Annotated in this window: 21 protein-coding genes; 10 read left to right on the top strand and 11 right to left on the bottom strand. The window is 41.0% G+C overall.

Going from position 1 to position 24,059, the window contains the following annotated elements; all coding sequences use genetic code 11:
• Positions 1 to 25: 25 nt before the first annotated feature.
• From V6Z54_RS08015 to V6Z54_RS07995, 5 genes are all read left to right on the top strand, one after another.
• A complete protein-coding gene (locus V6Z54_RS08015) occupies positions 26 to 1,297 on the top strand; it encodes a sugar ABC transporter permease (protein ID WP_052468267.1) in 1,272 nt (423 codons plus the stop codon).
• A gap of 1 nt (position 1,298) precedes the next feature.
• Positions 1,299 to 2,141 (top strand): sugar ABC transporter permease, encoded by an 843-nt coding sequence (locus V6Z54_RS08010; protein WP_041087477.1) that lies wholly within the window; start codon positions 1,299 to 1,301, stop codon positions 2,139 to 2,141.
• Between the two features lie 11 nt (positions 2,142 to 2,152).
• Positions 2,153 to 3,361, top strand: coding sequence for a glycosyl hydrolase 53 family protein (locus tag V6Z54_RS08005; RefSeq protein ID WP_338527896.1), 1,209 nt, complete (start codon positions 2,153 to 2,155; stop codon positions 3,359 to 3,361).
• 23 nt (positions 3,362 to 3,384) lie between these two features.
• Positions 3,385 to 5,451 carry a beta-galactosidase gene (locus V6Z54_RS08000; RefSeq protein ID WP_041087473.1) on the top strand — a complete coding sequence of 689 codons (2,067 nt, stop codon included), beginning with the start codon at positions 3,385 to 3,387 and terminating at the stop codon, positions 5,449 to 5,451.
• A 284-nt stretch (positions 5,452 to 5,735) separates the two neighbouring features.
• Positions 5,736 to 7,064: a citrate:proton symporter gene (locus tag V6Z54_RS07995; protein ID WP_073979543.1), complete on the top strand. Its 1,329-nt coding sequence runs from the start codon at positions 5,736 to 5,738 to the stop codon at positions 7,062 to 7,064.
• A 41-nt stretch (positions 7,065 to 7,105) separates the two neighbouring features.
• On the opposite strand, the gene V6Z54_RS07990 is transcribed toward V6Z54_RS07995, so the two are convergent.
• The 8 genes from V6Z54_RS07990 to V6Z54_RS07955 form a co-directional block, all read right to left on the bottom strand.
• Complete coding sequence (locus tag V6Z54_RS07990; protein WP_338527895.1) at positions 7,106 to 7,534, bottom strand: DUF4064 domain-containing protein; 429 nt, start codon at positions 7,532 to 7,534, stop codon at positions 7,106 to 7,108.
• 24 nt (positions 7,535 to 7,558) lie between these two features.
• Entirely contained in the window at positions 7,559 to 8,509 is a 951-nt protein-coding gene (locus V6Z54_RS07985) for an ABC transporter permease (protein WP_039182707.1), read from the bottom strand.
• Positions 8,506 to 9,435 (bottom strand): ABC transporter ATP-binding protein, encoded by a 930-nt coding sequence (locus V6Z54_RS07980; RefSeq protein ID WP_041087465.1) that lies wholly within the window; start codon positions 9,433 to 9,435, stop codon positions 8,506 to 8,508. Before V6Z54_RS07980 ends, V6Z54_RS07985 begins: the two co-directional genes overlap by 4 nt.
• 237 nt (positions 9,436 to 9,672) lie before the next feature.
• Positions 9,673 to 10,194 carry a hypothetical protein gene (locus V6Z54_RS07975; protein ID WP_338527894.1) on the bottom strand — a complete coding sequence of 174 codons (522 nt, stop codon included), beginning with the start codon at positions 10,192 to 10,194 and terminating at the stop codon, positions 9,673 to 9,675.
• Between the two features lie 253 nt (positions 10,195 to 10,447).
• A complete protein-coding gene (locus V6Z54_RS07970) occupies positions 10,448 to 10,786 on the bottom strand; it encodes a zinc ribbon domain-containing protein YjdM (RefSeq protein WP_024423969.1) in 339 nt (112 codons plus the stop codon).
• A 93-nt stretch (positions 10,787 to 10,879) separates the two neighbouring features.
• The gene (locus tag V6Z54_RS07965; RefSeq protein ID WP_338527893.1) at positions 10,880 to 12,019 is read right to left on the bottom strand and encodes a glycerate kinase; all 1,140 of its coding nucleotides are present in this window, start codon (positions 12,017 to 12,019) and stop codon (positions 10,880 to 10,882) included.
• Between the two features lie 30 nt (positions 12,020 to 12,049).
• Positions 12,050 to 13,321 carry a GntP family permease gene (locus V6Z54_RS07960; protein WP_041087457.1) on the bottom strand — a complete coding sequence of 424 codons (1,272 nt, stop codon included), beginning with the start codon at positions 13,319 to 13,321 and terminating at the stop codon, positions 12,050 to 12,052.
• A 118-nt stretch (positions 13,322 to 13,439) separates the two neighbouring features.
• Positions 13,440 to 14,552, bottom strand: coding sequence for a sugar diacid recognition domain-containing protein (locus V6Z54_RS07955; RefSeq protein ID WP_041087455.1), 1,113 nt, complete (start codon positions 14,550 to 14,552; stop codon positions 13,440 to 13,442).
• Between the two features lie 159 nt (positions 14,553 to 14,711).
• Here V6Z54_RS07955 and V6Z54_RS07950 point away from each other — a divergent pair, with 159 nt between their 5' ends.
• From V6Z54_RS07950 to V6Z54_RS07935, 4 genes are all read left to right on the top strand, one after another.
• Positions 14,712 to 15,362: a TetR/AcrR family transcriptional regulator gene (locus V6Z54_RS07950; protein WP_338527892.1), complete on the top strand. Its 651-nt coding sequence runs from the start codon at positions 14,712 to 14,714 to the stop codon at positions 15,360 to 15,362.
• A gap of 69 nt (positions 15,363 to 15,431) precedes the next feature.
• The gene (locus V6Z54_RS07945; protein WP_338527891.1) at positions 15,432 to 16,685 is read left to right on the top strand and encodes an MFS transporter; all 1,254 of its coding nucleotides are present in this window, start codon (positions 15,432 to 15,434) and stop codon (positions 16,683 to 16,685) included.
• Positions 16,682 to 19,009: an ABC transporter permease gene (locus V6Z54_RS07940; RefSeq protein WP_338527890.1), complete on the top strand. Its 2,328-nt coding sequence runs from the start codon at positions 16,682 to 16,684 to the stop codon at positions 19,007 to 19,009. The genes V6Z54_RS07945 and V6Z54_RS07940 overlap by 4 nt, the downstream gene beginning before the upstream one ends.
• Positions 19,010 to 19,022: 13 nt before the next feature.
• Positions 19,023 to 19,784, top strand: a complete 762-nt coding sequence (locus tag V6Z54_RS07935) for an ABC transporter ATP-binding protein (protein WP_338527889.1) — start codon at positions 19,023 to 19,025, stop codon at positions 19,782 to 19,784.
• 32 nt (positions 19,785 to 19,816) lie between these two features.
• Here V6Z54_RS07935 and V6Z54_RS07930 read toward each other — a convergent pair whose 3' ends face one another.
• Positions 19,817 to 20,029, bottom strand: a complete 213-nt coding sequence (locus tag V6Z54_RS07930) for a hypothetical protein (protein WP_058838595.1) — start codon at positions 20,027 to 20,029, stop codon at positions 19,817 to 19,819.
• 411 nt (positions 20,030 to 20,440) lie between these two features.
• Here V6Z54_RS07930 and V6Z54_RS07925 point away from each other — a divergent pair, with 411 nt between their 5' ends.
• Positions 20,441 to 21,619 carry a Rap family tetratricopeptide repeat protein gene (locus V6Z54_RS07925; protein WP_338527888.1) on the top strand — a complete coding sequence of 393 codons (1,179 nt, stop codon included), beginning with the start codon at positions 20,441 to 20,443 and terminating at the stop codon, positions 21,617 to 21,619.
• Between the two features lie 94 nt (positions 21,620 to 21,713).
• Here V6Z54_RS07925 and V6Z54_RS07920 read toward each other — a convergent pair whose 3' ends face one another.
• Together V6Z54_RS07920 and V6Z54_RS07915 are read right to left on the bottom strand one after the other, a co-directional pair.
• Complete coding sequence (locus tag V6Z54_RS07920; RefSeq protein ID WP_338527887.1) at positions 21,714 to 22,562, bottom strand: PRD domain-containing protein; 849 nt, start codon at positions 22,560 to 22,562, stop codon at positions 21,714 to 21,716.
• A gap of 30 nt (positions 22,563 to 22,592) precedes the next feature.
• Positions 22,593 to 24,059 (bottom strand): glycoside hydrolase family 1 protein, encoded by a 1,467-nt coding sequence (locus V6Z54_RS07915; RefSeq protein ID WP_251180882.1) that lies wholly within the window; start codon positions 24,057 to 24,059, stop codon positions 22,593 to 22,595.

Raw genomic sequence — 24,059 nt, 5'->3', positions numbered from 1 at the left:
CCTTGAACTAGACCGCACACACATAATGGAATCAAAGACACACCGGAGACGGGCGCTAATGTTCTCCTTAATACCCGGGATGGGGCAGATATACAATAAACAGTACGGTAAAGGGGCACTTTTTTTCCTATTCGGCGTCTCTTTTTTCATCGTATTTTATGATTTATTCAATATTGGCTTCTGGGGGCTGTTCACACTAGGTACGATGCTGCCTCGTGACAACTCTGTTTTCCTTTTGGCAAAAGGGATTATTGCGCTGTTAACAGCTGGTTTTGGTATCGGCTTTTACGTACTCATGATGCGTGACGCTTTTATAAACGGAAAAAAACGTGATCAAGGGGTTCCGCTCCATTCCATCCGAGCTCAATATCATCAGCTTATCGACCAAGGCTTTCCTTACTTAATGAGCACTCCTGCTTTCTTTTTACTTCTATTCTCTGTTGTCTTTCCTATTATGTTCAGCTTTGCGCTGGCATTTACGAACTACGATCTATACCACTCACCTCCTGCCAATCTGATTGATTGGGTTGGGATCAAGAACTTTCAAAATATCTTTTCAATTGATATTTGGAGAGACACTTTCATTGATGTACTTGGCTGGACCGTCGTATGGACGTTGGCTGCGTCGACCCTTCAATGTGCCATTGGCATCTTTCTAGCGGTTCTGCTCAACCAGAAGGATTTAAAGGGAAAACGGTTTTTTAGAACGATTTTGATTCTTCCTTGGGCTGTTCCAGGTTTTGTGACCATTTTGGTGTTTGCCGGACTGTTCAACGATACATTTGGAGCCATTAACAACACACTTTTTGCATCGATTGGGATTGATCCAAAACCATGGCTGACAGATCCATTTTGGAGCAAAATTGCCCTCATCGCGATGCAGACTTGGCTTGGATTCCCTTTTGTTTTCATTATGACAACCGGTGTTTTGCAGGCGATTCCAGAGGATCTATACGAAGCTGCGACCATCGATGGGGCAAACTTCTTTCAGAAATTCCGGTCCATCACGTTACCGCTTGTCCTTTATTCCATTGCGCCTATATTAATCACGCAATATACGTTTAACTTTAACAACTTTAATATCATCTACTTATTTAATGGCGGAGGACCGCCTGTGGCTGGCTCAACTGCTGGGGGAACTGACATCTTGGTTTCTTGGATTTACAAACTCACGATGCAGTCTTCTCAATATGCACTTGCTGCCGCAGTCACGATCTTACTTTCAATCTTTGTCATCGCCATTGCACTCTGGCAGTTTAAGAGAACGAATTCATTCAAAGAGGAGGACATGATGTGATATGGGATCAAAACAAAACAAGCTCATTCGCCTGAGCATCACTTATTTTATCCTTTTCATTGCCTCCATTTGTATTCTATATCCACTGCTTTGGACGATCGGTGCTTCCTTTAATCCTGGGAACAGCCTGATGAGTACCAGTATGTTTCCGAAGAATCCAACGTTCAGCCATTTCACCGAGCTGTTCTTCGGTCAGGGAGCACTTTATGCAAAATGGTATTGGAACTCAATGAAGATCAGTATTGCCACAATGGTTTTAACGCTGATTCTTGTTAGTTTTACAGGCTATGCCTTTTCCAGATTCCGCTTCAAAGGACGGAAAAATGGGCTGATGCTCTTTTTGCTGCTGCAAATGATTCCTCAATTTTCAGCGCTGATTGCGATTTTTGTTCTTGCTCAAATGCTTGGACTCATTAACAGCCACCTTGCCCTGATTTTGATTTATGCAGGTGGACAAATTCCGATGAATACGTATTTAATGAAAGGCTATCTTGATGCGATTCCGAAGGATCTCGACGAATCAGCCAGAATGGATGGTGCAGGGCATTTCCGGATTTTCATCCAAATTATTATGCCGCTCGCTAAGCCCATCTTAGCTGTTGTCGCAATCAACTCATTTACAGGTCCACTGGGTGATTTCATCATCTCCAGTGTCATTGTCCGTTCACCCGAAATGTATACGCTCCCAATCGGTCTGTACAATCTTGTGTCAGATAAAATGGGTGCCAGCTACACGACCTTTGCAGCCGGGGCTTTACTCATTGCAATTCCAGTTGCTTTATTGTTTCTTGTTTTACAAAAACAATTTGTATCCGGTCTTACACAAGGCGGGACAAAAGGATAAGGGGAGATTTGATGAAGAAATGGTTGCTTGTCACTGTTGTCGTTTTCTTTCTGATAGGGTTAGGTGTTTTGCCTGAAGCTAAGGCAGATGCGATTTCTGTTCAGCCGATCAATGGATTGCAAGGTGATTTCATCAAAGGAGCCGATATCTCTATGCTTGCAGAAGTAGAGAAAAGCGGAGGCAAATACTACAACCAGAACGGACAGCAGGTTGATCCGCTCAAGCTATTAAAGGATAAAGGCGTCAACTATGTGCGTATCAGACTGTGGAACCATCCATATGACAATCAAGGTCGTGCCTATAACGGCGGGACAAATGATCTCAATACAGCCATCGCTTTATCGAAACGTGCAAAAGCACAAAATATGAAAGTGCTGCTTGATTTTCACTACAGTGATTTCTGGACCGATCCTGGTAAACAATTCAAACCGAAAGCGTGGGCGTCCCTCTCACAAAGTGATTTAGAAAAAGCAGTCGGCACTTACACAGGCGATGTGCTCAAAGCGATGAGAGCGCAAAATGCTCTGCCGAACATGGTTCAGGTCGGGAATGAGTTGAACTCAGGTATGCTGTGGCCAAACGGAAAAAGCTGGGGTGAAGGCGGTGGTGAATTTGACCGGCTCGCTGCTTTGCTAAAGGCTGGCACAAATGCCGTCCGCTCTGTTGATTCAAACATCAAAATCATGCTTCACCTTGCACATGGCGGGGACAATGGTGCATCCCGCTGGTGGTTTGATGAAATCACAAAACGAGGCGTCTCATTCGATACGATCGGTTTATCTTATTACCCGTATTGGGACGGCGGCTTTAGCGGTCTGACCTCCAATATGAATGATATTAGCGCCCGCTATAACAAAGACGTCATCGTGGTGGAAACTGCTTACGGCTTTACGACAGCAAACGGTGACAACCTAGATAACTCATTTAATCAAGACTCTGTCAACACAGCCGGCTATCCAGCCTCACCTCAAGGCCAGGCATCTTTTATACGAGATCTATCCGAAAAGATTTCAAAAGTAAACAACAACCGCGGAAAAGGGTTCTTTTATTGGGAGCCGCTTTGGATTCCAGCGAAAGGTGCTCCGTGGTCTAGTCAATACGGGCTCGCTTATATCCAAACCACCGGTACTGTCGGAAATGCGTGGGAAAATCAAGCGATGTTTGATTTCAACGGAAAAGCACTGCCTTCTCTTGATGTATTTAAACAAATGACACCGTAACTAAAAGGATAGGACGTGACAAAATGGGAAAGCGTTACCCACTCGTTCACCCAAATGTGAAAGGCTTTTTGCATGGTGGCGATTACAATCCAGATCAATGGCTCCATATGCCAGAGATCATAGACGAAGATTTTCGATTAATGAAGCTTGCACACTGTCAAACATTCTCCATCAACATTTTCGCATGGAGTAAGCTAGAACCAGCAGAAGGTCAGTATGACTTTGCATGGCTGGATGACATCATGGACCGCTTGGCAGCGCAGGGGGCACACGCCATTCTCGCAACGCCAAGCGGAGCAAGACCTGCTTGGCTGTCACAAACATATCCAGAAGTATTGCGCGTCGAAGCGAATCGTCAGCGTAACTTACATGGACTGCGCCATAATCATTGCTTCACCTCTCCTGTTTATCGAGAAAAAACGAATACACTCAACCGGCTGCTTGCGGAACGCTACAAGGATCATCCAGCACTGATCATGTGGCACATTTCGAATGAGTACGGCGGCGAGTGTCATTGCGACCTTTGCCAGGAAGCATTTCGAGACTATTTAAAAGACAAATACAATCATGATCTTGAAGCTTTGAATCAAGCATGGTGGACAGGATTTTGGAGCCACACGTATAGTGATTGGTCACAAATCGAGTCACCTGCACCACACGGGGAGCATATGATTCACGGCATGAACTTGGATTGGAAGCGCTTTGTTACAGCACAAACGATTAATTTTTATCAAAATGAAATTGAACCGCTGCGAGAATTGACGCCTCATATCCCAGTAACCACGAATTTTATGGGCGACTATCCGCATATGCGTCCATTCCTTGGGCTGGATTATCATCAATTTGCTAAAGAGGTCGATGTGATCTCATGGGATAGCTATCCTGCTTGGCATAGCGGCAGAGAAACAACTGCTGAATTAGCATCAAACGTTGCCTTTGTACATGATTTGTATCGTTCCTTAAAGGACGGACAGCCGTTTCTCGTCATGGAGAGTACGCCGAGCCTTGTGAACTGGCATGAAGTGAACAAGGTGAAACATAAAGGCATGGCACACCTTTCTGCCATGCAGGCAATTGCCCACGGATCAGACTCCGTACTTTATTTCCAGTGGCGGCAAGGCCGAGGCGCCTCCGAGAAATTCCACGGTGCCGTTGTCGATCATTCTGGTCATGAACATACGCGCGTGTTTCAAGAGGTAGCTGATCTAGGGAAACAACTGGAGCAGCTGCAGCCAATTGCGGGCACATCCGTTCAGCCAGAGGTTGCCATCATTTATGATTGGGAAAACCACTGGGCCATTGATGATGCGCAAGGCTTAAATAATACAAACAAACGCTATGTAGAAGCTTGTCAAACTCACTATCGAAGCTTTTGGAAAAAAGGCATCCCTGTTGACATTGTCGGAATGGAAAAGGATTTCTCATCCTATCGTGTGCTCATTGGGCCAATGCTCTACATGATCAAACCAGGCGTTGCAGAAAAAATTGAAGCCTTTGTCAAAGCGGGCGGCATTTTTATTGCGACTTACTGGAGCGGCATGGTCGATGAAAATGATCTCTGTTTCCTTGGAGGTTTCCCTGGTCCTCTCCGCCATGTACTTGGCATTTGGGCAGAGGAAATCAACACGTTGATGCCAGATGAACATGTGTTAATGACGACAGGAAATGGACGCACCTATCATGTCGGACAATATTGCGAATCCATACATCCTGAAACGGCCTCTGTGCTAGGGCATTTTGAGAATGGCTGCTACGAAGGACAGCCAGCCCTGACTGTCCGTTCATTAGAAAAAGGGAAGGCATACTATATGGCCTCAGAAAATGAACAGGCTTTTTATGATGAGTTTTACGAAGACCTTATCGCAGGCATTGGCATACAGCCCGTCCTATCCACTGCAATTCCAGAAGGAGTGAGCGTACAAAAACGAACAGACGGTACGCAGGACTATGTGTTTTTGATGAATTTTTCAGAAGAGCAGCAGAACATGTCACTAGATTCAGAGGCAAGCTATGAGAATATACTGACTGGCCAGCAAGTGCCTGAGCAGCTTCAACTTGATCCTTACGAGTACGTCATCTTGAAAAAATAATTGAAAGAAGCGTCCATTTATTGGGCGCTTTTTGATTTAAACAAGTCTAAATACCCATATTAAATATGATAAAATTTAATCGTTATTTTTTATATAAATTTTTTACAAGATTTGATACCGCACCACGACTGGTCTCTCCATCCTTTTTTACCATTGTATAGGTATGAAAGCGGTTGCTTCATACTCATAAATTTGATACTCTTTTTTTTCAATGCACCTGTGGGAATGCATTGGATGGAAAGTATAGATAAATGTAAACGGTTTATTTGCAGGGGGAGGGGCTTATGTTAACGTTTGTTGGCTTGATGATTATTTTAACGATTGTTGTGCTGCTGATTTGGGGGAAAGCAAGTCCAATTGTCGCCATGGTCATGGTGCCTTTAATTGGGGCATTCATTGCAGGCTTTGGGATTAATGACATTCAATCATTCTTTGAAGAAGGGATTATCAAAGTACTGCCAGTGGCGACCATGTTCATCTTCGCCATTTTATTTTTTGGCATTTTACAAGATACAGGGTTTTTTGAACCTGTAATAAAAACGCTGATTAAACTGACAAAGGGAAATGTTGTCACGGTTGCGATGGGGACAGCTCTAATAGGAGTCATCGCTCATTTAGACGGAGCAGGAGCGACTACATTTTTATTAACTGTACCTGCACTACTTCCACTTTACAAAAAATTACATATGAGTCCGTACTTATTGCTGTTATTGATCGGGACAAGTGCTGGCTTAACGAATATGGTGCCGTGGGCTGGACCCACAGGACGGGCAGCGAGTGTCCTTAATATGGACCCATCTGAACTTTGGGTGCCGCTCATTCCCATTCAGCTCATTGGGGTCGTTCTCGTATTAGGAATGGCATTTATTTTAGGAAAAAGAGAAGAAAAACGCATTCGGGTCAAAATCGCCGCAAATGAAATCGCTGCTGTTCAATTAGAAGGCGCAGATTGGGACCGGGCTATTCAATCCATTAGCGAGACAGGTGATGCTGCTTTAAAACGCTATCACTTGATTTGGGTGAATTTCATTCTGTTTATAGCTGTTGTTGTCCTTCTTGTACTCAACGTGATTCCGGCTAGTTATATGTTTATGATTGGTCTTTCTCTCGCACTATTAATTAACTATCCGAAAGTGGATGTACAAATGGAGAGAATCAAGGCGCATGCACCTAGTGCACTCATGATGGCCGCTGTTATTTTCTCCGCAGGTTCGTTTCTAGGAATTCTCGAAGGAACGGGAATGCTAAAAGCTATCGCTGTGGACAGCATTCAGATTCTACCTGCTTTCCTGCTTCCATTTTTACATATCATTGTCGGGATGTTTGGGGTACCACTGGATATGCTGACAAGTACAGACGCCTATTATTACGCCCTTCTGCCAATTGTTGAATCCATTACATCTGAAGTTGGCGTACCAGGTACTTCTGCGGCATATGCCATGATGATTGGGAACATTATCGGAACCTTTGTCAGCCCGCTTGCTCCCGCTGTTTGGCTCGCTGTAGGTCTTGCAGGGGTTGATATGGGGAAACACATCCGCTACTCTTTCTTTTGGATGTGGGGATTCAGTATTATCCTTCTGTTCGTGGCGATGCTGATTGGCATCATTTAAAAAGAAAGACATGCGCTGATATGCGCATGTCTTTTCAATCATTATGAAGGATATTCACTTGTGTGAATGTCTGTATTCGGCTTTCTAATAAGAGACATTAATCCAATGATAAACAATAGAACCATTGGAACAAATGCAAGGCCAACTGTTCCAATTAAAAGAGTCACAGCAGAAACCAAGAAAAGAATACCTGATAGCACGGCACGGCGGTCAGTTTTCAAGAAAATCACACCGACAATCGACAGCACAGCAGCAATTGCGGAAACGACCATGAACTGAGTACCAAATGCATGAACCGAAGCCTGAAGCGTTTCGATCGGCAATGTTTCTCCTTCCTCTTTTAACACTTCATTGATTTCATCATAAAAAGATGGACCCACGGAGAGGATTAATGCCCCAAACCCAACACCAATGGCATTGAGGACAATACTAATAATCCCCATAATTTTTTCACCTTTACGTTTAATCATGTGTAAACCTCCTAAAAAGTTAAATTAACCTGTTTTCACTTCTCGCTTTTGGAAGACGATTAAGGCAATGGCTAAGAAAATAGCCCAATAGATGACTAGGACGATTAAAGAGAATCCTAGAGACATACCTTCGATAAGAGTAACCTGTTCCATAAAGTATTGGGATGGATCGTTTGCAAATAACAGATATTTTGACCAATCAAAGAAGAGCATTAAAATACCTGTGACTGATCCACCCACAATATACGCTAACACACTAATGGCAATGGAGATAGCTTCACTTCTAAATACTGTAGAAATGGCGAACGAAAGGGTTCCCAAAACGACAAACATTGCACAATGAGCAAGATAATAATAGACCATATTTGCAAACTGCGAACGTTCAATCACTTCACCATTTTGATACACCAAATTCACATAATCAGTGTTAAGTCCAAAGAAAATAGCACCCAATATGAATGACAAGATAAATAGCACCACAACAAGTAAAAGAGCATACAGCTGCACCGTAATATATTTAGATATTAGGATCTTTAGCCTTGATGGTGGACGAATCAATAATAATTTAATTGTACCATGCTTGTATTCAGCCGACACAATGGTGGAAGCAATAATGATCACAAACACACCGACAAGCTGAAGTAAATTGGCGTTTGTTTTCACATAGTCCCATACACTGTCGCTAAACTGATCAGCTGGCGGCAAGTTATGCTTGATCCGATAATCATTAATAGCGATCTCTTTTTCAAGCTCTCTTTTAAAGAAACCATTCTCTGTCTCTTTGAGCTCCCTCTTGTTTTCCTTATTCATCATTTCTAGCTGGGTTTTCCAATCACCTGAAGCTTGATCTTTGTCATTTGTTTTCACTACAAAGATCAACGTGGCAACCATACCTAATACAAGAAGCCCAACCATAATCCAAGTACCAACACGATAACTGATCTTCATCCACTCGTTTTGAATGAGGCGAATCATACGTCTGCCTCCTTTTTACCTGTTAAGCTTAAGAACTTATCTTCTAAGGTTTGTTTTTCGATTTTGATTTCGTACAAATGAATAGACGCGCTGCTCAAATGACGAATTAATTCTGGCATTTTTTCTTCTAGCACAGAGAAGAATAAGTACTGCTCCTCGTCTCTAACAGTGACGCCTTCCTCAAATGCACCAATGAGCTTCTTTGCTTCTTCAAGCTCCCCAGCTGCTACCTTCATTCGATAATTAACCAAATCATCCTGCTTCGTCTCAGCACGCTGATCCTCAATGGCAACTAGCTTTCCTGTTTGGATAATCGCAAAGCGATCACACATCAATTCCATCTCTGACATGAGGTGACTTGAAACAATAACTGCCAGCCCTTCTTCCTTTGCGAGCCTTCTTAAGTAATCTCGTATCATTCGAATCCCCTCAGGATCAAGTCCATTGGTTGGTTCATCTAAGATTAGCAGTTTCGGTCTATGTATGAGTGCCTGCGCAATGCCCAATCGCTGTTTCATTCCTAATGAAAATGTACTCACACGTTTATGTTTCACATGCTGTAAGCTGACTAGCTCTAACAGCTCATCAATTCGCGCTTCATCCACTTTCCCATTCATTCTGGCAAAGTGAACAAGATTTTGTCTTGCCGTTAAGTGATTATACATTTCTGGGTTTTCAATAATGGCACCGACATCTTGGATGGCATGCTGATAGGAGGTTTGAATACTATGACCATTAATCAGAATGTCACCAGATGTAATGGGAGAAAGACCGACCATCATACGAATGGTTGTTGTTTTCCCTGCACCATTTGGTCCTAAGAAGCCAAAGACTTCGCCCGCTTGGACAGAAAAGCTCAAGTCTTGAACAATCTTTTTCCCGCGAATATGCCTAGATACATTATGCAGTTCTAAAACGTTCGTCACGTTACCTCTCCTTCTTTGTCTAAGTATCATCTATCATTCTATTTCCTGATAAACACCATGATCCGTCAAAAATAGAAGAATACTTCCATATGGTACAGCAATGCCCAAAAGTTGTGAAGGGGATTAGCCAAAATTTAGCGAATCATCTGCCTTTTTTAAGGTAGAGTTAAGGTAATGATTTAAAATACTCTAATTCTATATTGCTTAAAGACCGTGGGATTCAAAATGGGAGCCCGCTCAATCTCTTAACATAAATATATAATAGAGGCATGCAATAAGATGTAAAGATAAGTCACCTTCCTTTTTTTCAATACTAACTGTTGCAGGAGGCAATATTTTATCGTATGTAATTTCAGCTATCGTCTGCTCTAAGTTTTCTACTCTAACACGTTTATTCGCAAAATCCTTCTTTGGATAATATATAGTATCATTTATTATGAATTTCATCGTTGGATTTATTTTGGTTTTAGTTCTATCTTCTAATAATAACTTTCCATTATCTCTACATTCTATCACCCAGTTTGCACGAAACATTGAATGGAGGGATTTATTTTCAATAGCCTTTACAATTATATTAGCATTCGAATCCATTACCTCAACATTCACAAAAAACTCATCAAATATATGATCAATCAACTTTTCAACTTTATTTGTATAAAATCTTTTTATAAATCCAATGTTGATATCATCTTTATTAATAATTGGTATACATTTAGTCGTTTTTTTGATTACTGGCTTCTTAAAATATCCAATTTCCATACATATCTCCCATTTATATTTTAGGCTCAATTAATTTATGAAGTTATAAATTTAAATTATTCCAATAACATCTACGGATATTCCTTTATATAGTTTCTCATTATTTTAAAAACTGCATAAAAATATAAAACACCTAATTTATTAAGGGATATGTTTTCCTTTAACAATTTAGGTGTTTTTTGTGCAACAGCAACATTCTTATACTTATTTCTTGCTCAGATTTTAGCCTACATCGGCTAGTTCTAATGCTTTATTATATCTTTTTCACAAACTCTGATTTTAATTTCATTGCGCCGAAGCTAGGAATTTTACAATCAATGTTATGATCGCCTTCAACTAAACGAATGCCTTTGACCTTCGTTCCTATTTTCAAAACGGATGAAGAACCTTTTACTTTTAGGTCTTTAATGACAGAGACCGTGTCCCCATCACTTAACAGGTTCCCATTCGCATCTTTGACCACAAGCTGTTCCTCTGCCGCTTGTTCTTGTTCAAGTGACCATTCATGCGCACACTCAGGACAAACCAGCAGACTGCCGTCCTCGTATGTATAAGGTGAGCTGCACGAAGGACAATTCGGTAGATTAGACATTTTTTGTTTCCTCCAACTTTCTACATCATTTATATCGATTTTACCACATTTCTATAGAAAGAATGTGATAGAAAAGGAAACATTTTTCATTGTTTACTTTTTTATTCCAAATTCTAACACAGCTGCGATATTCCGAGCTGTTCTTTCTACATGAATTTCCGCATCGCGTATCGCCTCAGAAAGAGAGGTAATACCTGGAACGATACTAAAAAGTGCATCAATTCCATGATCATGTACGACTGCACTGTCTTTTGAAAGAGAGCCTGCAATGCCAATCACGGGCAGATTATACTGCTTCGCTGCTTTGGCTACACCGATTGGCGTTTTTCCATAAATGGTCTGCCGGTCAATTCGGCCTTCTCCCGTAATGACAAGGTCTGCCCCCTTGATAACGTCATCAAAATGAACAGCCTTCAGCACAATATCGATTCCTCTTTGCAAATCGGCTTGTAAAAAGCCTAATAAACTTGCGCCAAGTCCTCCTGCCGCTCCCGCCCCTGCTGCTTCTCTAAAGGATACATTGAACTGCTTTTCAGCTACTCGTGCAAAATGAGCAAGGTTCTTGTCTAATACTTGAATCATTTCTTCATCTGCTCCCTTTTGAGGGCCGAAAACAGCAGACGCTCCTCTCTCACCTGTTAAAGGATTATCCACATCACAAGCCGCCTCCAGACGGACGGATTGCAGTCTTGGATCGAGTCCAGATAAATCAATTGAAGCTAATTGATGAAGTGCCCCGCCGCCTGACGTCAGGGAATGTCCTGTGTTATCTAGGAAAGCTGCACCTAATCCTTGCATCATTCCAACGCCGCCATCATTTGTTGCACTTCCGCCAAGCCCAATGATCACATGCTTCGCTCCTTTATCCAGCGCTGCAAGTATTAATTCACCAGTTCCTCTCGATGTCGTCCATAACGGATTACGTTTTTCTCGCGGTACAAGATGTAAACCAGAGGCTGCAGCCATCTCTATGACAGCAGTCTGACCGTCTCCTAACATGCCAAAAAAAGCATCCACAGGCTCACCAAGCGGGCCCGTGACCACTTGATGAACAATGTGCCCACCAGTCGCATCAACCAATGATTGAACGGTCCCCTCTCCTCCATCTGCCATTGGCAGTTTGATATATTCTGCGTTTGGCAAAATAGAACGAAATCCTCGCTCAATGGCACATGCTGTCTCATAAGCAGATAAACTTTCTTTAAATGAATCTGGTGCGATCACAATTTTCATCCTATCAGCCCCTCATTTCTTATCATGTCCTCAGCCAAACAGCTGGAAAACGCCAAAAATAATGGTCGATATAACGGTTAACGTCAAACCGATTAACGATTCAAAAGGCATGAGCTTCAAACGCTCTTTAATATCCATTTGAACACTTCCTGCTGTTGCATGGAAAAAGCTTCCGTGCGGCATATGGTCAAGCACTGTTGCGCCGGCATGAATCATGGCTGCCCCTGAAAGAGCAGACACACCAAGCCCAATCAGTGTTCCACTAAACACACCACTCGCTACCGCCGTTCCTGCTGTTGTCGAAGCAGTAGCGGCTGACATAAATATCCCTGAAGTTGGTGCAAGTAAATATGGAGGTAAACCCGATGCATCCAGTGCCTGAATAAACACATCTTTTAAGGAAGAATTCGATACGATTCCTGCTAATGTACCTGTCCCTAATAACATGATCGCGACACCTGACATTTTATGAAGCCCCGACATCGCATAATCATTGAGAAATTTCCCTTTTTTCATGAAAAGAGCGCCCACAATCCCTCCAATCGGTAAGGCGATCATTGGATCTATATTGATTTGAAAAAGCGGCCTTAAAGTCAACAATAAAATGGTAACCAGCGGACCAGCCAGTGCTTGAAAAAAAGCAGGTATTTGAACTTTACTTTGCCCGGTTTCCTCTTCAAGAACGGGTGTCCCCTTGTTTGCAAGCTTTTTAGCTAATACATATGTAACCGCCAGCCCGAACACAGCTGGAATGACACCCGCAGCCATCATTGAAGTCAGAGGTACACCAAAAGCATCTGAAGCGGCAATGGCATTCGGATTCGGTGACATGATATTTCCTGCCTTCCCGCCTCCAATCATAGCAAGAAGAATTCCTGTTTTTGAGAGCTTTGCACGTTTGGCAATGGCAAGTGCGATGGGCGCTACCGTAATAACCGCAACATCTACAAAAACGCCCACTGTTGTTAAAATCATCGTTGCAAGTGCGAGTGCTAATAGTGCCCTCGCCTCACCAAGCCTTCTCACGATGGCCTCAGCGATCGATAACGCTGCACCCGACTCAATGAGAACACCAGCCAGTACACCTGCCGCCATAATTCTAAGGACAGCCGGAATCATGTCCTTAGCACCTTCCATCATGACGTTGACGGTCTGAACAATATCTACACCGCCAACCAAGCCGCCTATAAATGCACCTGCCAGCATGCCATAAGCAGGTGATACTTTTTTTAGAATGAGAACAATCGCGATCAAAAGCGCCGCCATAGCTCCCAGAGTACTTACCGTTACATCTCCACTCATCCTCAATCCCCCTAAAAATATCTTTCTCCAATTGTAAGCGTTTACCCAAAGGGGTTGTGTTGTGAATCTGGATGAACTTTTTGCATTTATCGCTCTACTCAATTGTGCATTTGCACAATCAAGATAATTGATTCATTAACTGCGCCATATAAAGCTCGATTAACTGTTTTACATGACGAGGGTCTTTTCCGGTCAATTCTTGAATTTTGTCTAAACGATAACGCAATGTATTCCGATGAATAAATAAACGATCAACAATGCTCTGCAAATCACCGCCCTCTTGAATGTAAACCTTTAATGTATGGGCGAGCTCTGCTTCTTGTGTCAGCGGCTTGTAAAAGTCAGTCCATCGACTTTTCTTTTCAGCAATTCCCGCAATCATAAATACGCTTTCCAGCTGATAAGACTCAAAGAAATACATGCTTTCTTCCGGATCAAGAGCCTTCCCTAATCTCAGAGCTTCTCTCGCATGCTGAAAAGAAATTGGCAGCTGGCTGATGTCGTCAGCGACAGTCCCTATCCCCACTAACACTTGGCCTCCTATTGCTCTTTGCATTGTTCTTTGCAGATGACCTGCCACCTGCTTTAATTGATGTTCAGGTATGGAATGACTTAAAAGAATCAATTCATGACAAAAGGTCATACCAAGTAAATCATCCGCCTTCTTATCATATTGAATCGCATGCATCAATTTATGAACAGCATCCTCTGAGGATGGAACTGGCTGAAAAACAATAGCCCTTCGGCGCTTGTCTAAATCCATTCCCAGCCAAGCAGCTCGATTTTTCAGCTGATGATCCCCAACATCAGAATATGAAATCAACTGATTGACAATTTCACTCTCTATTCGATGACGCCATTGAACCCGTTCGAGCAGAAAAGATTGCTCTAACACCAGTTCAGCTGCCATCTTCACCAGCTCGGCATGATGCCGAATGTCCTCTGGCTCACCAGTAATCCCAATCACACCAACTACTTGTTCATGAAAGCAAATAGGCAAGTTGATCCCCGGTCTCACTCCTTCTAAGCGCAAGGAGGTCTCCTGGTCAATTTCCACACTGTTCCCGCTTGTCAGCACAAGTCGTGCACCATCATGTTTCTGGCCGATCCTGTTTCGTTCACCAGAACCAATAATGACACCAGCTGCATTCATCACATTGATGTTTTTATGTAAAATATGCATCGTACGTTCAACCATTTCTTGAGCCAATTCACTGGTTAAAAATTGCATGAGGCATCTCTCCTGAAGGTGTTTTTCATTCAATGTATCATAGTGTCTTCGAACAATAAATGCAAAGTGTTTAACCAGCCCATTGACAAAGACACCCTAAAAAGTGTTTAATCAAATCAAAGACCGACCGACAGTCTAGTTAAAAGAAAGGATGGCTTTATGAGAACCGTTAAACATCCTGAGGAACGTAAAAATGACATATTAAACGCAGCAGAAGCGCTTTTTTCAACCAAAGGCTATCAGAAAACAACGATTATTGACATATTAAAAGCCGTTGGCATTGCCAAAGGCACCTTTTATTACTACTTTGCATCCAAAGAAGAAGTAATGGATGCCATTATTGACAGGATCATCAAAGAAGATATCATCGTGGCAAAGCGTATTGCCGCTAATCCAGACCTTCCAGTCGTTGACAAACTATTTCGTATCATCATGGCGCAATCACCTCAGCAAGGAAGCCATAAACAGGGGATGATCGATCAGTTCCATCAGCCTTCTAATGCAGAAATGCATCAAAAAAGCTTAATCAAAGCCATTAAAGAACTATCACCATTGTTGGCAGATGTCATTCAGCAAGGTGTAGAGGAAGGGACATTCAAAACGAAGTATCCGCAAGAGACGGTTGAATTCCTTCTTGCTTCTGCACAGATCATATTTGATGAAGGCCTCTTTCAATGGTCAGCCGAAGAAAGTATACAACGCGCTTTAGCTTTTATCGATATACTCGAATCCTCATTGCATGCAGAAAAGGGAAGCTTTTCCTTCCTGCTGAAGCGATTATCTGGAGAGCCGGATGAAAATAATCAGTGATTGGTCACTTCAATACCAATCCTGCATACATTATAGACTGACGGTCGGTCTAAAAGGAGAGTGATATTTATGAATGTATTATTCAAAAGAGATTCATCCCACTTTATCTACCTCGTCCTCGGACAGATTATTTCCGTTTTCGGATCTTCTCTCATTCGGTTTGTTCTATCTTTACATGTGCTGGATATGACACAACGAGTTGATTTATTTGCCTTACTTTTCGCTTTATCCAATATCCCGTTTCTCCTTTCTCCATTATCTGGTGCAGTCGCTGACCGGTTTAACAGAAGGAACTTGATGATTTTATTTGATGTCCTCACCGGTATCATGATTCTGGCTTTTTATTTCTGGTTATTATCTGGAAATGATTCACTCTACATGATAGGAGCTGTCATGATACTTCTTGGTGTGATGAGTACGTTTTATGCACCTACTGTGATGTCCAGCATTCCACAGCTAGTGAAAGAAGATCAATTAGAACAAGCCAACGGCATCGTCAATGGCGTTCAGGCACTTTCTGGTGTTCTCGCACCTGTTATCGGCGGAGTTCTATACGGAATGATTGGAAGTCAATTCATTATAGGTGCCAGTGCCATCGTATTTTTCCTATCTGCGTGCATGCTCTTACGTTTAAAAATACCCTTCTCCTCTAGTCCGCTGACAGATTCTATGGGCAAAGTGCTCATAAAAGATATGAAACAAGGATTTTCTTATATCGGCAGCCAGCCGTTTCTAAAAAGAACCATGCTGCTTGCTGCAATGTTAAATTTCATCCTTACACCATTTTTTATCGTAGGTGGCCCAATCATTTTAAGGATCACAATGAAAACCAGTGACATCATGTATGGAGTAGGAATGGGCTTGATTGAGTTCGCTGTCATCGCAGGTGCTCTGCTAGTTGGACTTGTAGCGAAGCATTGGCGCATTCCTACTTTATATCGCTGGATGCTTGTCATCGCCATCATCCTGCTGCCTGTGGCGTTCTCAACATCGACTATGGCTCTACAATTTGGCACTTATCCAGCTTATTTTCTCTTTTTAGCAGGATGTCTTCCAATTGCTATGCTGCTTACAATGATCTCGGTCGTTGTGATATCACATATTCAAAAGAAAACTCCAAATCAGCAATTAGGAAAAGTGATGGCCAATCTAACAATGGTTTCTCAATGTGCAGTTCCGCTTGGTCAAATGATGTATGGGTTCTTGTTTAATACGTTTTCAGCCAACATGTATGTGACTGTGTTAATCGTCAGTGTTTTCATGTTTGCCCTAGCCTACCTAACAAAAAATATGCTTCAACATGAAGGGGAATCAGCCTCATGAGATTCGCCTTTATAAAGAAAGACTTAACCCGCCACCGTCTTATTTCAATTGGTTTAACTATTTGCATCATGATGACTTCATTTCTCGCAGCAAGTGCCGCTCAAATGACAGTACAGCTGAATGGGTCCATTTCTGGCCTGCTCCATTCTGCTAAAGCGCCAGACTTTGTCCAAATGCATGACGGCGACCTAAATGAAAAAGACATTGAAGCATTTTCAAGTAAGCAGTCCATGGTAAAAGCTCATCAAATCGTCCCTATGATACCAATTGAACATGCAAACATCAGGTTCGGACATGAGCCTGCCAAAGCAGGTGTGATGGATCATTTATTTGTGAAGCAAAATCGCAATTTTGATTTTCTTTTAAATCAACAAAACGAGAAGCTCATTGTCAATAAAGGTGAAGTGGCTGTCCCAATTTATTTTCAACAAAAGTATCATCTCAACATAGGTGAAACGTTACTGATTGAGAAAGGAGCTAATCAATTCACCTTTCGCATCAAAGCGTTCTTGCGAGATGCACAAATGAACCCCAGTCTAGTCAGTTCAAAAAGATTTCTTCTTCATAACGAGGATTGGGACGCAATAAATCAAGTGTTTCAACAAAAAGAGTACTTAATCGAATTTTTACTGCATGATGCCGCGCAGACAGATGCTTTTCAAGCAATCTATCAATCATCACAGATGCCACAACAAGGCCCAGCTGTCACACTGCCTTTGCTGCGCATGCTGAACGCATTGACAGATGGAATGGTGATTGCCATTCTTTTGCTTGTTTGCCTGCTGCTCATTAGTATAGCCCTTCTCTCACTCCATCTTGCTATGACGGCTTCTATAGAAGAAGATGAACGTGAAATTGGCATACTGAAGGTACTTGGGATTCCTTTAACAAAAATTAAGCAATTATACGTTGGAAAGTATGCCGTGCTTGCTTGTGCAGGATGTATAGCAGGCTATGTGTTAACACTTATATTTGGTGATATGTTTACGGCCAATATTCAGCAATACATGGGGAATCAGCCTTCTTTTGATCATTTGTTAATCCCGCTTTTTGTTTCTATTGTGACAGCAATGATCGTCATCTCTTGCAGCTATGCTGTCCTAAGAAAGTTTGGTCAAATATCAGCTGCTCAAGCCCTTCAAGGTGGTATCCATTCATCGAATCATAAGAAAAAAATACCTATGCACCTCAAGAAAAGCAGGTTCATACCGATCCATATTTGGCTTGGTTTAAAAGACCTGATATCACGAAAGAAGTTGTACACAACAATTACTTGTATTATTGCACTTTGTACATTTTTAATGCTGATGCCTATTCAGCTATGGCATACCTTACAATCACCGAATTTCATCACCTACCTTGGCTCTGGTAAAAGTGACCTTCGAATTGATATACGCCAAGGAAATCATCTAGCTAAAAATACAAACGAAATAGAATCAATGATTCGTGAGGATCAGAGCATTCAAACAGCAGCCATCTATGAAACTACTTCTCTTCAGGCGAAATCAAAGGAGAACACATTAGAAACGCTCTACTTAGAAACAGGTAAGCTCTCAGCATTTCCACTAACCTATTTACAAGGGCGGCAGCCTTTAAAGAATGATGAAATTGCCTTATCCGTGTTAAATGCAGATTCACTTCAGAAAAAGATAGGAGAAAGAATCGCTCTCGTAACTAACGGGCATGAAACCCAAAGAACGGTGACAGGTATTTATCAGGACGTCACCAATGGAGGCAAAACAGCAAAAGCAATATCACAGCCATTTCCTCAATCAGCTCTTTGGAAAACCATTCAAATCCAACTAAAACCAAGAGTAAATATTGCAGATAAAAAGGTAATATTTGAAAAAAAGGCATCTCCTGCAAAAGTGACAGATATGAAAGAATACGTTCATCAAACGATTGGCAGCACAGCAGCTATCGTAAAAGTCGTTGCATTTTTTGCTGCATTAGCTGCCTTTGGAACCGCCAGCTTAATGCTTTTCATGTTTCTGCACATGTTAAAGGCGAAAGATTCAAGCCGGAACAACATGTTAAGAACAATTGGATTTTCTATAACAGATATAACAGCACAATATATAACAAGTTTTATCGTTGTTCTCTCTTTTGGCGCCTTTATTGGAACAATCGCGGTCAATACAATTGGTCCTGCTTTGATGAGTGTCGGTGGAGCTTCATTAGGGGCGTCGAGCCTTCAGTGGCTCTCACCGCAATGGGTGTCGGTTGTGTATCCACTCACACTATTTATTGTCAATTTAGCTTTGATCACCTGGTTATTGAAGACGTTTTTTTCTAGTCAAACGACAAGGCATACACTTTTATAAGGAGATGTTTCACATGGAACACTTGATTGAAACGAAGCGAATGTCATTGCATATCAATTCATTAAAAGGACAGAAACAAACGATTCTTAAGGATATTCATTTATCGATAAAGCGCGGGGAATTCGTGACCATTATGGGACCTTCTGGATGTGGAAAAACATCCTTACTTTATCAGCTTAGCGGCATAGAAACAGCTTCAACAGGAGAGATCAAATATAAAGGCCGATCACTATCAGAAATGACAGAAAAACAGTTAAGTGCTCTGCGCTTAACTGAGATGGGATTTGTCTTTCAGCACAGCCACTTATTAAAAAATCTTAATCTATTTGACAACATCATTGCAGCAGCTTATTTAGCAAAGAAAAAGCCAAGACAAGAAGTGAATGAACGAGCTCAATATTTAATGGAAAAACTTGAAATTGATCATTTGGCAAATAGATATTTGACAGAAGTATCGGGAGGACAGCTTCAAAGAGCCGCTATCTGCCGAGCGCTCATGAATGAACCAGACATACTTTTCGCTGATGAACCAACAGGTGCTCTTAATTCCAGTACAACAAAGGAAGTGATGAATATTTTTTCAAGAATCCACTTTGAAGGAGCAACACTGCTACTTGTCACACATGACCCCAAGGTGGCTCTTCGTTCTGAAAGAATCATGTTTATGAATGACGGAGAAATGGCAGACAGTTTACAATTAGGAAGATATGATCGTTCAACTGCCGAGAACCGAGAAATGAGATTAAATCAATGGCTGCAAAATTTAGGTTTTTAATTTGAGTAAAACCAGGCAGGAAACTGCCTGTTCTACTTTTTCTGACACTCAAACGAGTAATCCATAGACAAACTATTTGTTTCTAAGATAATTTTGCCGCCAGCTTGTTGACAAGATTCTGTCAGCAGCTCAATTTCTTTGCTATAAAAGTATCTCTTTGACATATATAGAGTCACTAAAACAAGTAATAGAGTCGTGATAATGACTGTGATTTGTCTGTTTAAGCTTTGAAATCTTTTTTTCATTTCAACATCCTTTCTAAAAGGTCGGATTTTGTATTTAATACTTACTTTTGTCGTCATCTATCAGTTTCTTATCTCATGAGCTAGCAAAATTATACCTGATTTTCTTTCCTAGATCGACCTTCCATTTTCCCTCTGAAATAGCTAAAACTTCTTTATTCAAAATATATGAGTGATATTTCCGTTCATTATCATAAAATTCATTGTATATATCCCTTTTTTAGATTTCCAAAAAGAGATTTTATTCATTTGTGTTAACAAGCAATCACCCTTACAATGTCGTACATCGCATGACCTTAGGTCCTTTTTATTACCTCTTGTCAATCACCTCACCGAAACGATTATATTTTACCAAAAATTGTGATATCGTTTTTTATGAAACAGGTGAAAGGATCTTAAAGAGGTGAAATTTCCATGGCTATCATTTCTGCTGAACAGGTGGGGAATCGTTTAAATGATTGGAGAATTGCAATTCGCAAGCATGATGTACACAGTGCAAAAGCAATGTATACAGAATTAAAGGAATTACTTCAAAAAATGGAAGAGAATCAGGAGGTCTTGACCTATTACTCATTGCTAGAAGGCAAGTATAAGCTCATGTTATATGAACGAAGAGGTACAAAACTGAAGGAACAGACAGAACCAGATTGCCTCTCTAAAACAAACGACTTAATTGAATACTATTTTTACCTATACAAAGCCCTTTACGCGTCATATAAAAGAGACTATGCATCAGCCATTGGACTGTTTAAAATTGCTGAGAAAAAACTACAACACATTCCTGATGAAATAGAAGTAGCAGAATTTCATACGAAAATCGCCAACTTATATATGCTGCTTCGTCAAAGCCTAATTTCTCTACACTATATTCAGAATGCTATTGATATTTTCAAAAGCCATGAAGGATATGAAAGAAGACTAGCTGCAGCCTTTGTCATCGCCGCTGCTAATCATATGGACATTGGCGACTTTATAAGGGCAGAAAATTACTACAAAAAAGCATTACACATCGCAGACAGTCTAAACGATCATTTTCTAACATCACAGCTTTATCATAATATCAGTATTTTGTACGCCGAAGCTGGCGAATCAAAAAAATGTATCGATGCCCTAGAAAAGGCTCTTAGTGACGAAGACTATCTCTCATCGTGCTACTTCCATCACTCCATGTACATGTTAATGAAAGAGCTGCTTTCTATCGATGAAAGAACACAAGCTCTCTATTACTTCGAATTGGTTAACCAAAAACATGAATCAGAGAAATGCCCCATCTATACAGCAAAAATGAATTTGCTTTACCATCTATATTTCACTGAAGATATGGCTCAAAAAGCTCAAGCCTGTTTCGATGAAATCAGCATTCTTAAAAAATTAAAAGATAATGAAGGAGTCTGTGAATTAAGTGCATTAGCAGCAAAACACTTTGAAGAGCTGGGAGCAATTCATCAAGCCTATCTCTTTCTAAAGGAAGCTGATCGCATGAAACATCCTATCATTGACTGGGGGAATTCTAATGAAAAAAATGAGTTTATTGATTATCACTTTGACCATCGTTGTTTTAGGACACACAGGGACTTTCAATTCATTAAATGATGAAAATGGTACTACAGAACGACCTATCGGAACTTAATATAAACATTTGCCAAATAAAGAACCACTCGCCTCATCAAGGCAAGTGGTTCCACATTTATTTTAGTTGCTGATAAGAAATGAGGCGGTGTATATGTACCGCAAGATAAGTAAGCTCATCATTAGGAATGACGATACTATGCACCTGTTTAATATAGTCTTTGATCTTAAAAGCAACATCCATCGCTTGAGGATATAAATGTGCAATTTGTTCAAATAACTCATTTTCTTGATCTGATAATAATTTATCAGCATAAAATCTTTCTACAAAGAATTTCACATGTGTAATGAACCGGCTGTAATGAATATTCTCTTGATCCATTTTCATATTCAACGTATAGCGCACAAGATTAACAATACTTCCGATCATCTTGGCGTATTTCATACCATCTTTCGACTCGGACTCTTCACCTAATGCATTAATTAAGTGAAAAGCAATATTGGCAGCTTCTTCTTTTGGTAATTGTATGCCCAATGTGTCATTGACTAACTCAAGTGCGTAATTCCCTACTTCAAATTCTTCTGTATAGTAATTTTTGATTTCCCAATACACACGATTTGTAATATTAATATTCTTTTTATGACGTTCCACTGCAAAATTCAAATGATCCATTAAGGTAAAATAAACACCTGAATTTAAAGTTGAGTTTAAACGTTTTTCTGCATATTTGACAATTTGCTGAGTTAAATCGATAAACTCCTGAGGCATTGAATCTAACAATTGAAGAAATTCTTTTGCTCTCATGTTATCGACTGACATAAAGACTTGGTCCGCTTTTTTCTCTTCTATCATTTGACCTGGTTTCTGGCCATAGCCAATTCCTCGGCCGAACAAAACCATCTTCTGTTGGTTCTGATCTTCAGCCAGGACCACGCTCGAGTTTAAAACTTTTTTGATTTTAAACATCGTCATCACCTGTTTTCATGATTGTGGTGTTCAATCAAGCGATTCACCATTTGTCTCAATGACTTTTTGGTACCAATAAAATGAATCTTTTCGAGATCGTTTTAATGTCCCGTTCCCGTCATCATCTTGATCTACGTGAATGAAGCCGTAACGTTTTGACATTTGCGATGTACCTGCACTAATAATATCAATAGAGCCCCAGCTCGTATATCCAAAGAGATCGACGCCTTCTTCAATGGCTTCTCTCATTTGACGGAAATGCTCTTTGAAATAGTTAATACGATAGTCGTCATGGATTGAGCCATCACTTTCAACTACATCCTTTGCACCCATGCCGTTCTCGACAATGATAAGAGGTTTTTGATAGCGATCATACAGTTCGATCAAAGAAATTTTCAGACCAACCGGATCAATTTGCCAGCCCCAATCAGTTGAAGGAAGATAAGGGTTTTTGACTCCACGAATGGTATTCCCTTCTGTCTCTTCTAATCCATCTTGGGCTGATTCCGTTAAAGACATATAGTAGCTAAATGAGATAAAATCTACTGTGTTTTCTTTTAAAATGGTAAGATCATCTGCTTCCATATGAATATGAATATCTTTTCTCTCAAGCATACGCTTGATCAGTGGCGGATACTCGCCAAACACCTGAACATCTGCATAGAAATAGTTTTCTAAGTTTTGTTTCAAAGCTTGTTCTACATCATTCGGGTGGCACGTATGCGGATACGTTGTCAATTTTGTCAGCATACATCCTACCTGGCTGCCTGGAATGATACGATGGCAATCTGCTGTTACGAGAGCAGATGCAACAAATTGATGATGAAGTGCTTGGTACACCGTCTCTTCTACTTTTCCTTCTGGGCAGCGATCAGGAATAATTCCCGCTGTAATGAAAGAGTGTCGGTGAATACTATCAATTTCATTAAAGGTAAGCCAATATTTCACATCATCTTTATAACGTTCGAAACAAACATTGGCGAATTTCACAAAGAGGTCGATTACTTTTCTTTCAACCCAGCCGTTATATTTCACACTAAGGGCTAAAGGCATTTCATAATGAGAGAGAGTCACGATCGGTTCTATGTTGTGTTTTTTCATTTCTGCAAATACACGATCATAAAATTGCAGCCCTTTCTCATTCGGTTCAGCTTCTTCTCCAGTAGGGAAGATACGACTCCATGCAATAGAAATTCGAAGTGTTTGAAATCCCATTTCAGCAAAGAGAGCCAAATCCTCTTTATAGTGATGATAGAAATCGACACCTCTGCGCTTTGGGTATTTTTTATCGTCTGGATCTTTCATCGCACGATCTATATTTTCAGTGGTAACTGCAAGATGGCCTTCATAATCTTCTACACTCAAGTTGGAACGGTACATTGCAATATCTGCAACAGACGGCCCCTTTCCATCTATATTCCAGGCGCCTTCTGCCTGGTTAGCAGCAATGGCGCCGCCCCATAAAAATCCTTTTGGAAAACCTTTGATTTTTGTCAT

Source organism: Bacillus sp. MAG717A (genome assembly GCF_036884855.1).
GTDB lineage: Bacteria > Bacillota > Bacilli > Bacillales > Bacillaceae > Bacillus > Bacillus safensis.
The sequence above is the reverse complement of the archived record's forward strand: the minus strand, read 5'-3'. Positions and strand labels throughout refer to the sequence as shown.

Coding starts and splice junctions, on each gene's coding strand:
- V6Z54_RS08000 (WP_041087473.1), top strand. CDS start 3,385: ATGGGAAAGCGTTACCCACTCGTTCACCCAAATGTGAAAGGCTTTTTG.
- V6Z54_RS07970 (WP_024423969.1), bottom strand. CDS start 10,786: ATGTCTAATCTACCGAATTGTCCTTCGTGCAGCTCACCTTATACATAC.
- V6Z54_RS07925 (WP_338527888.1), top strand. CDS start 20,441: ATGGCTATCATTTCTGCTGAACAGGTGGGGAATCGTTTAAATGATTGG.
- V6Z54_RS07940 (WP_338527890.1), top strand. CDS start 16,682: ATGAGATTCGCCTTTATAAAGAAAGACTTAACCCGCCACCGTCTTATT.
- V6Z54_RS07975 (WP_338527894.1), bottom strand. CDS start 10,194: ATGGAAATTGGATATTTTAAGAAGCCAGTAATCAAAAAAACGACTAAA.
- V6Z54_RS08010 (WP_041087477.1), top strand. CDS start 1,299: ATGGGATCAAAACAAAACAAGCTCATTCGCCTGAGCATCACTTATTTT.
- V6Z54_RS07930 (WP_058838595.1), bottom strand. CDS start 20,029: ATGAAAAAAAGATTTCAAAGCTTAAACAGACAAATCACAGTCATTATC.
- V6Z54_RS07960 (WP_041087457.1), bottom strand. CDS start 13,321: ATGAGTGGAGATGTAACGGTAAGTACTCTGGGAGCTATGGCGGCGCTT.
- V6Z54_RS08005 (WP_338527896.1), top strand. CDS start 2,153: ATGAAGAAATGGTTGCTTGTCACTGTTGTCGTTTTCTTTCTGATAGGG.
- V6Z54_RS07945 (WP_338527891.1), top strand. CDS start 15,432: ATGAATGTATTATTCAAAAGAGATTCATCCCACTTTATCTACCTCGTC.
- V6Z54_RS07935 (WP_338527889.1), top strand. CDS start 19,023: ATGGAACACTTGATTGAAACGAAGCGAATGTCATTGCATATCAATTCA.
- V6Z54_RS07950 (WP_338527892.1), top strand. CDS start 14,712: ATGAGAACCGTTAAACATCCTGAGGAACGTAAAAATGACATATTAAAC.
- V6Z54_RS07955 (WP_041087455.1), bottom strand. CDS start 14,552: ATGCAATTTTTAACCAGTGAATTGGCTCAAGAAATGGTTGAACGTACG.
- V6Z54_RS07995 (WP_073979543.1), top strand. CDS start 5,736: ATGTTAACGTTTGTTGGCTTGATGATTATTTTAACGATTGTTGTGCTG.
- V6Z54_RS07915 (WP_251180882.1), bottom strand. CDS start 24,059: ATGACAAAAATCAAAGGTTTTCCAAAAGGATTTTTATGGGGCGGCGCC.
- V6Z54_RS07965 (WP_338527893.1), bottom strand. CDS start 12,019: ATGAAAATTGTGATCGCACCAGATTCATTTAAAGAAAGTTTATCTGCT.
- V6Z54_RS07920 (WP_338527887.1), bottom strand. CDS start 22,562: ATGTTTAAAATCAAAAAAGTTTTAAACTCGAGCGTGGTCCTGGCTGAA.
- V6Z54_RS08015 (WP_052468267.1), top strand. CDS start 26: ATGGAATCAAAGACACACCGGAGACGGGCGCTAATGTTCTCCTTAATA.
- V6Z54_RS07990 (WP_338527895.1), bottom strand. CDS start 7,534: ATGATTAAACGTAAAGGTGAAAAAATTATGGGGATTATTAGTATTGTC.
- V6Z54_RS07985 (WP_039182707.1), bottom strand. CDS start 8,509: ATGATTCGCCTCATTCAAAACGAGTGGATGAAGATCAGTTATCGTGTT.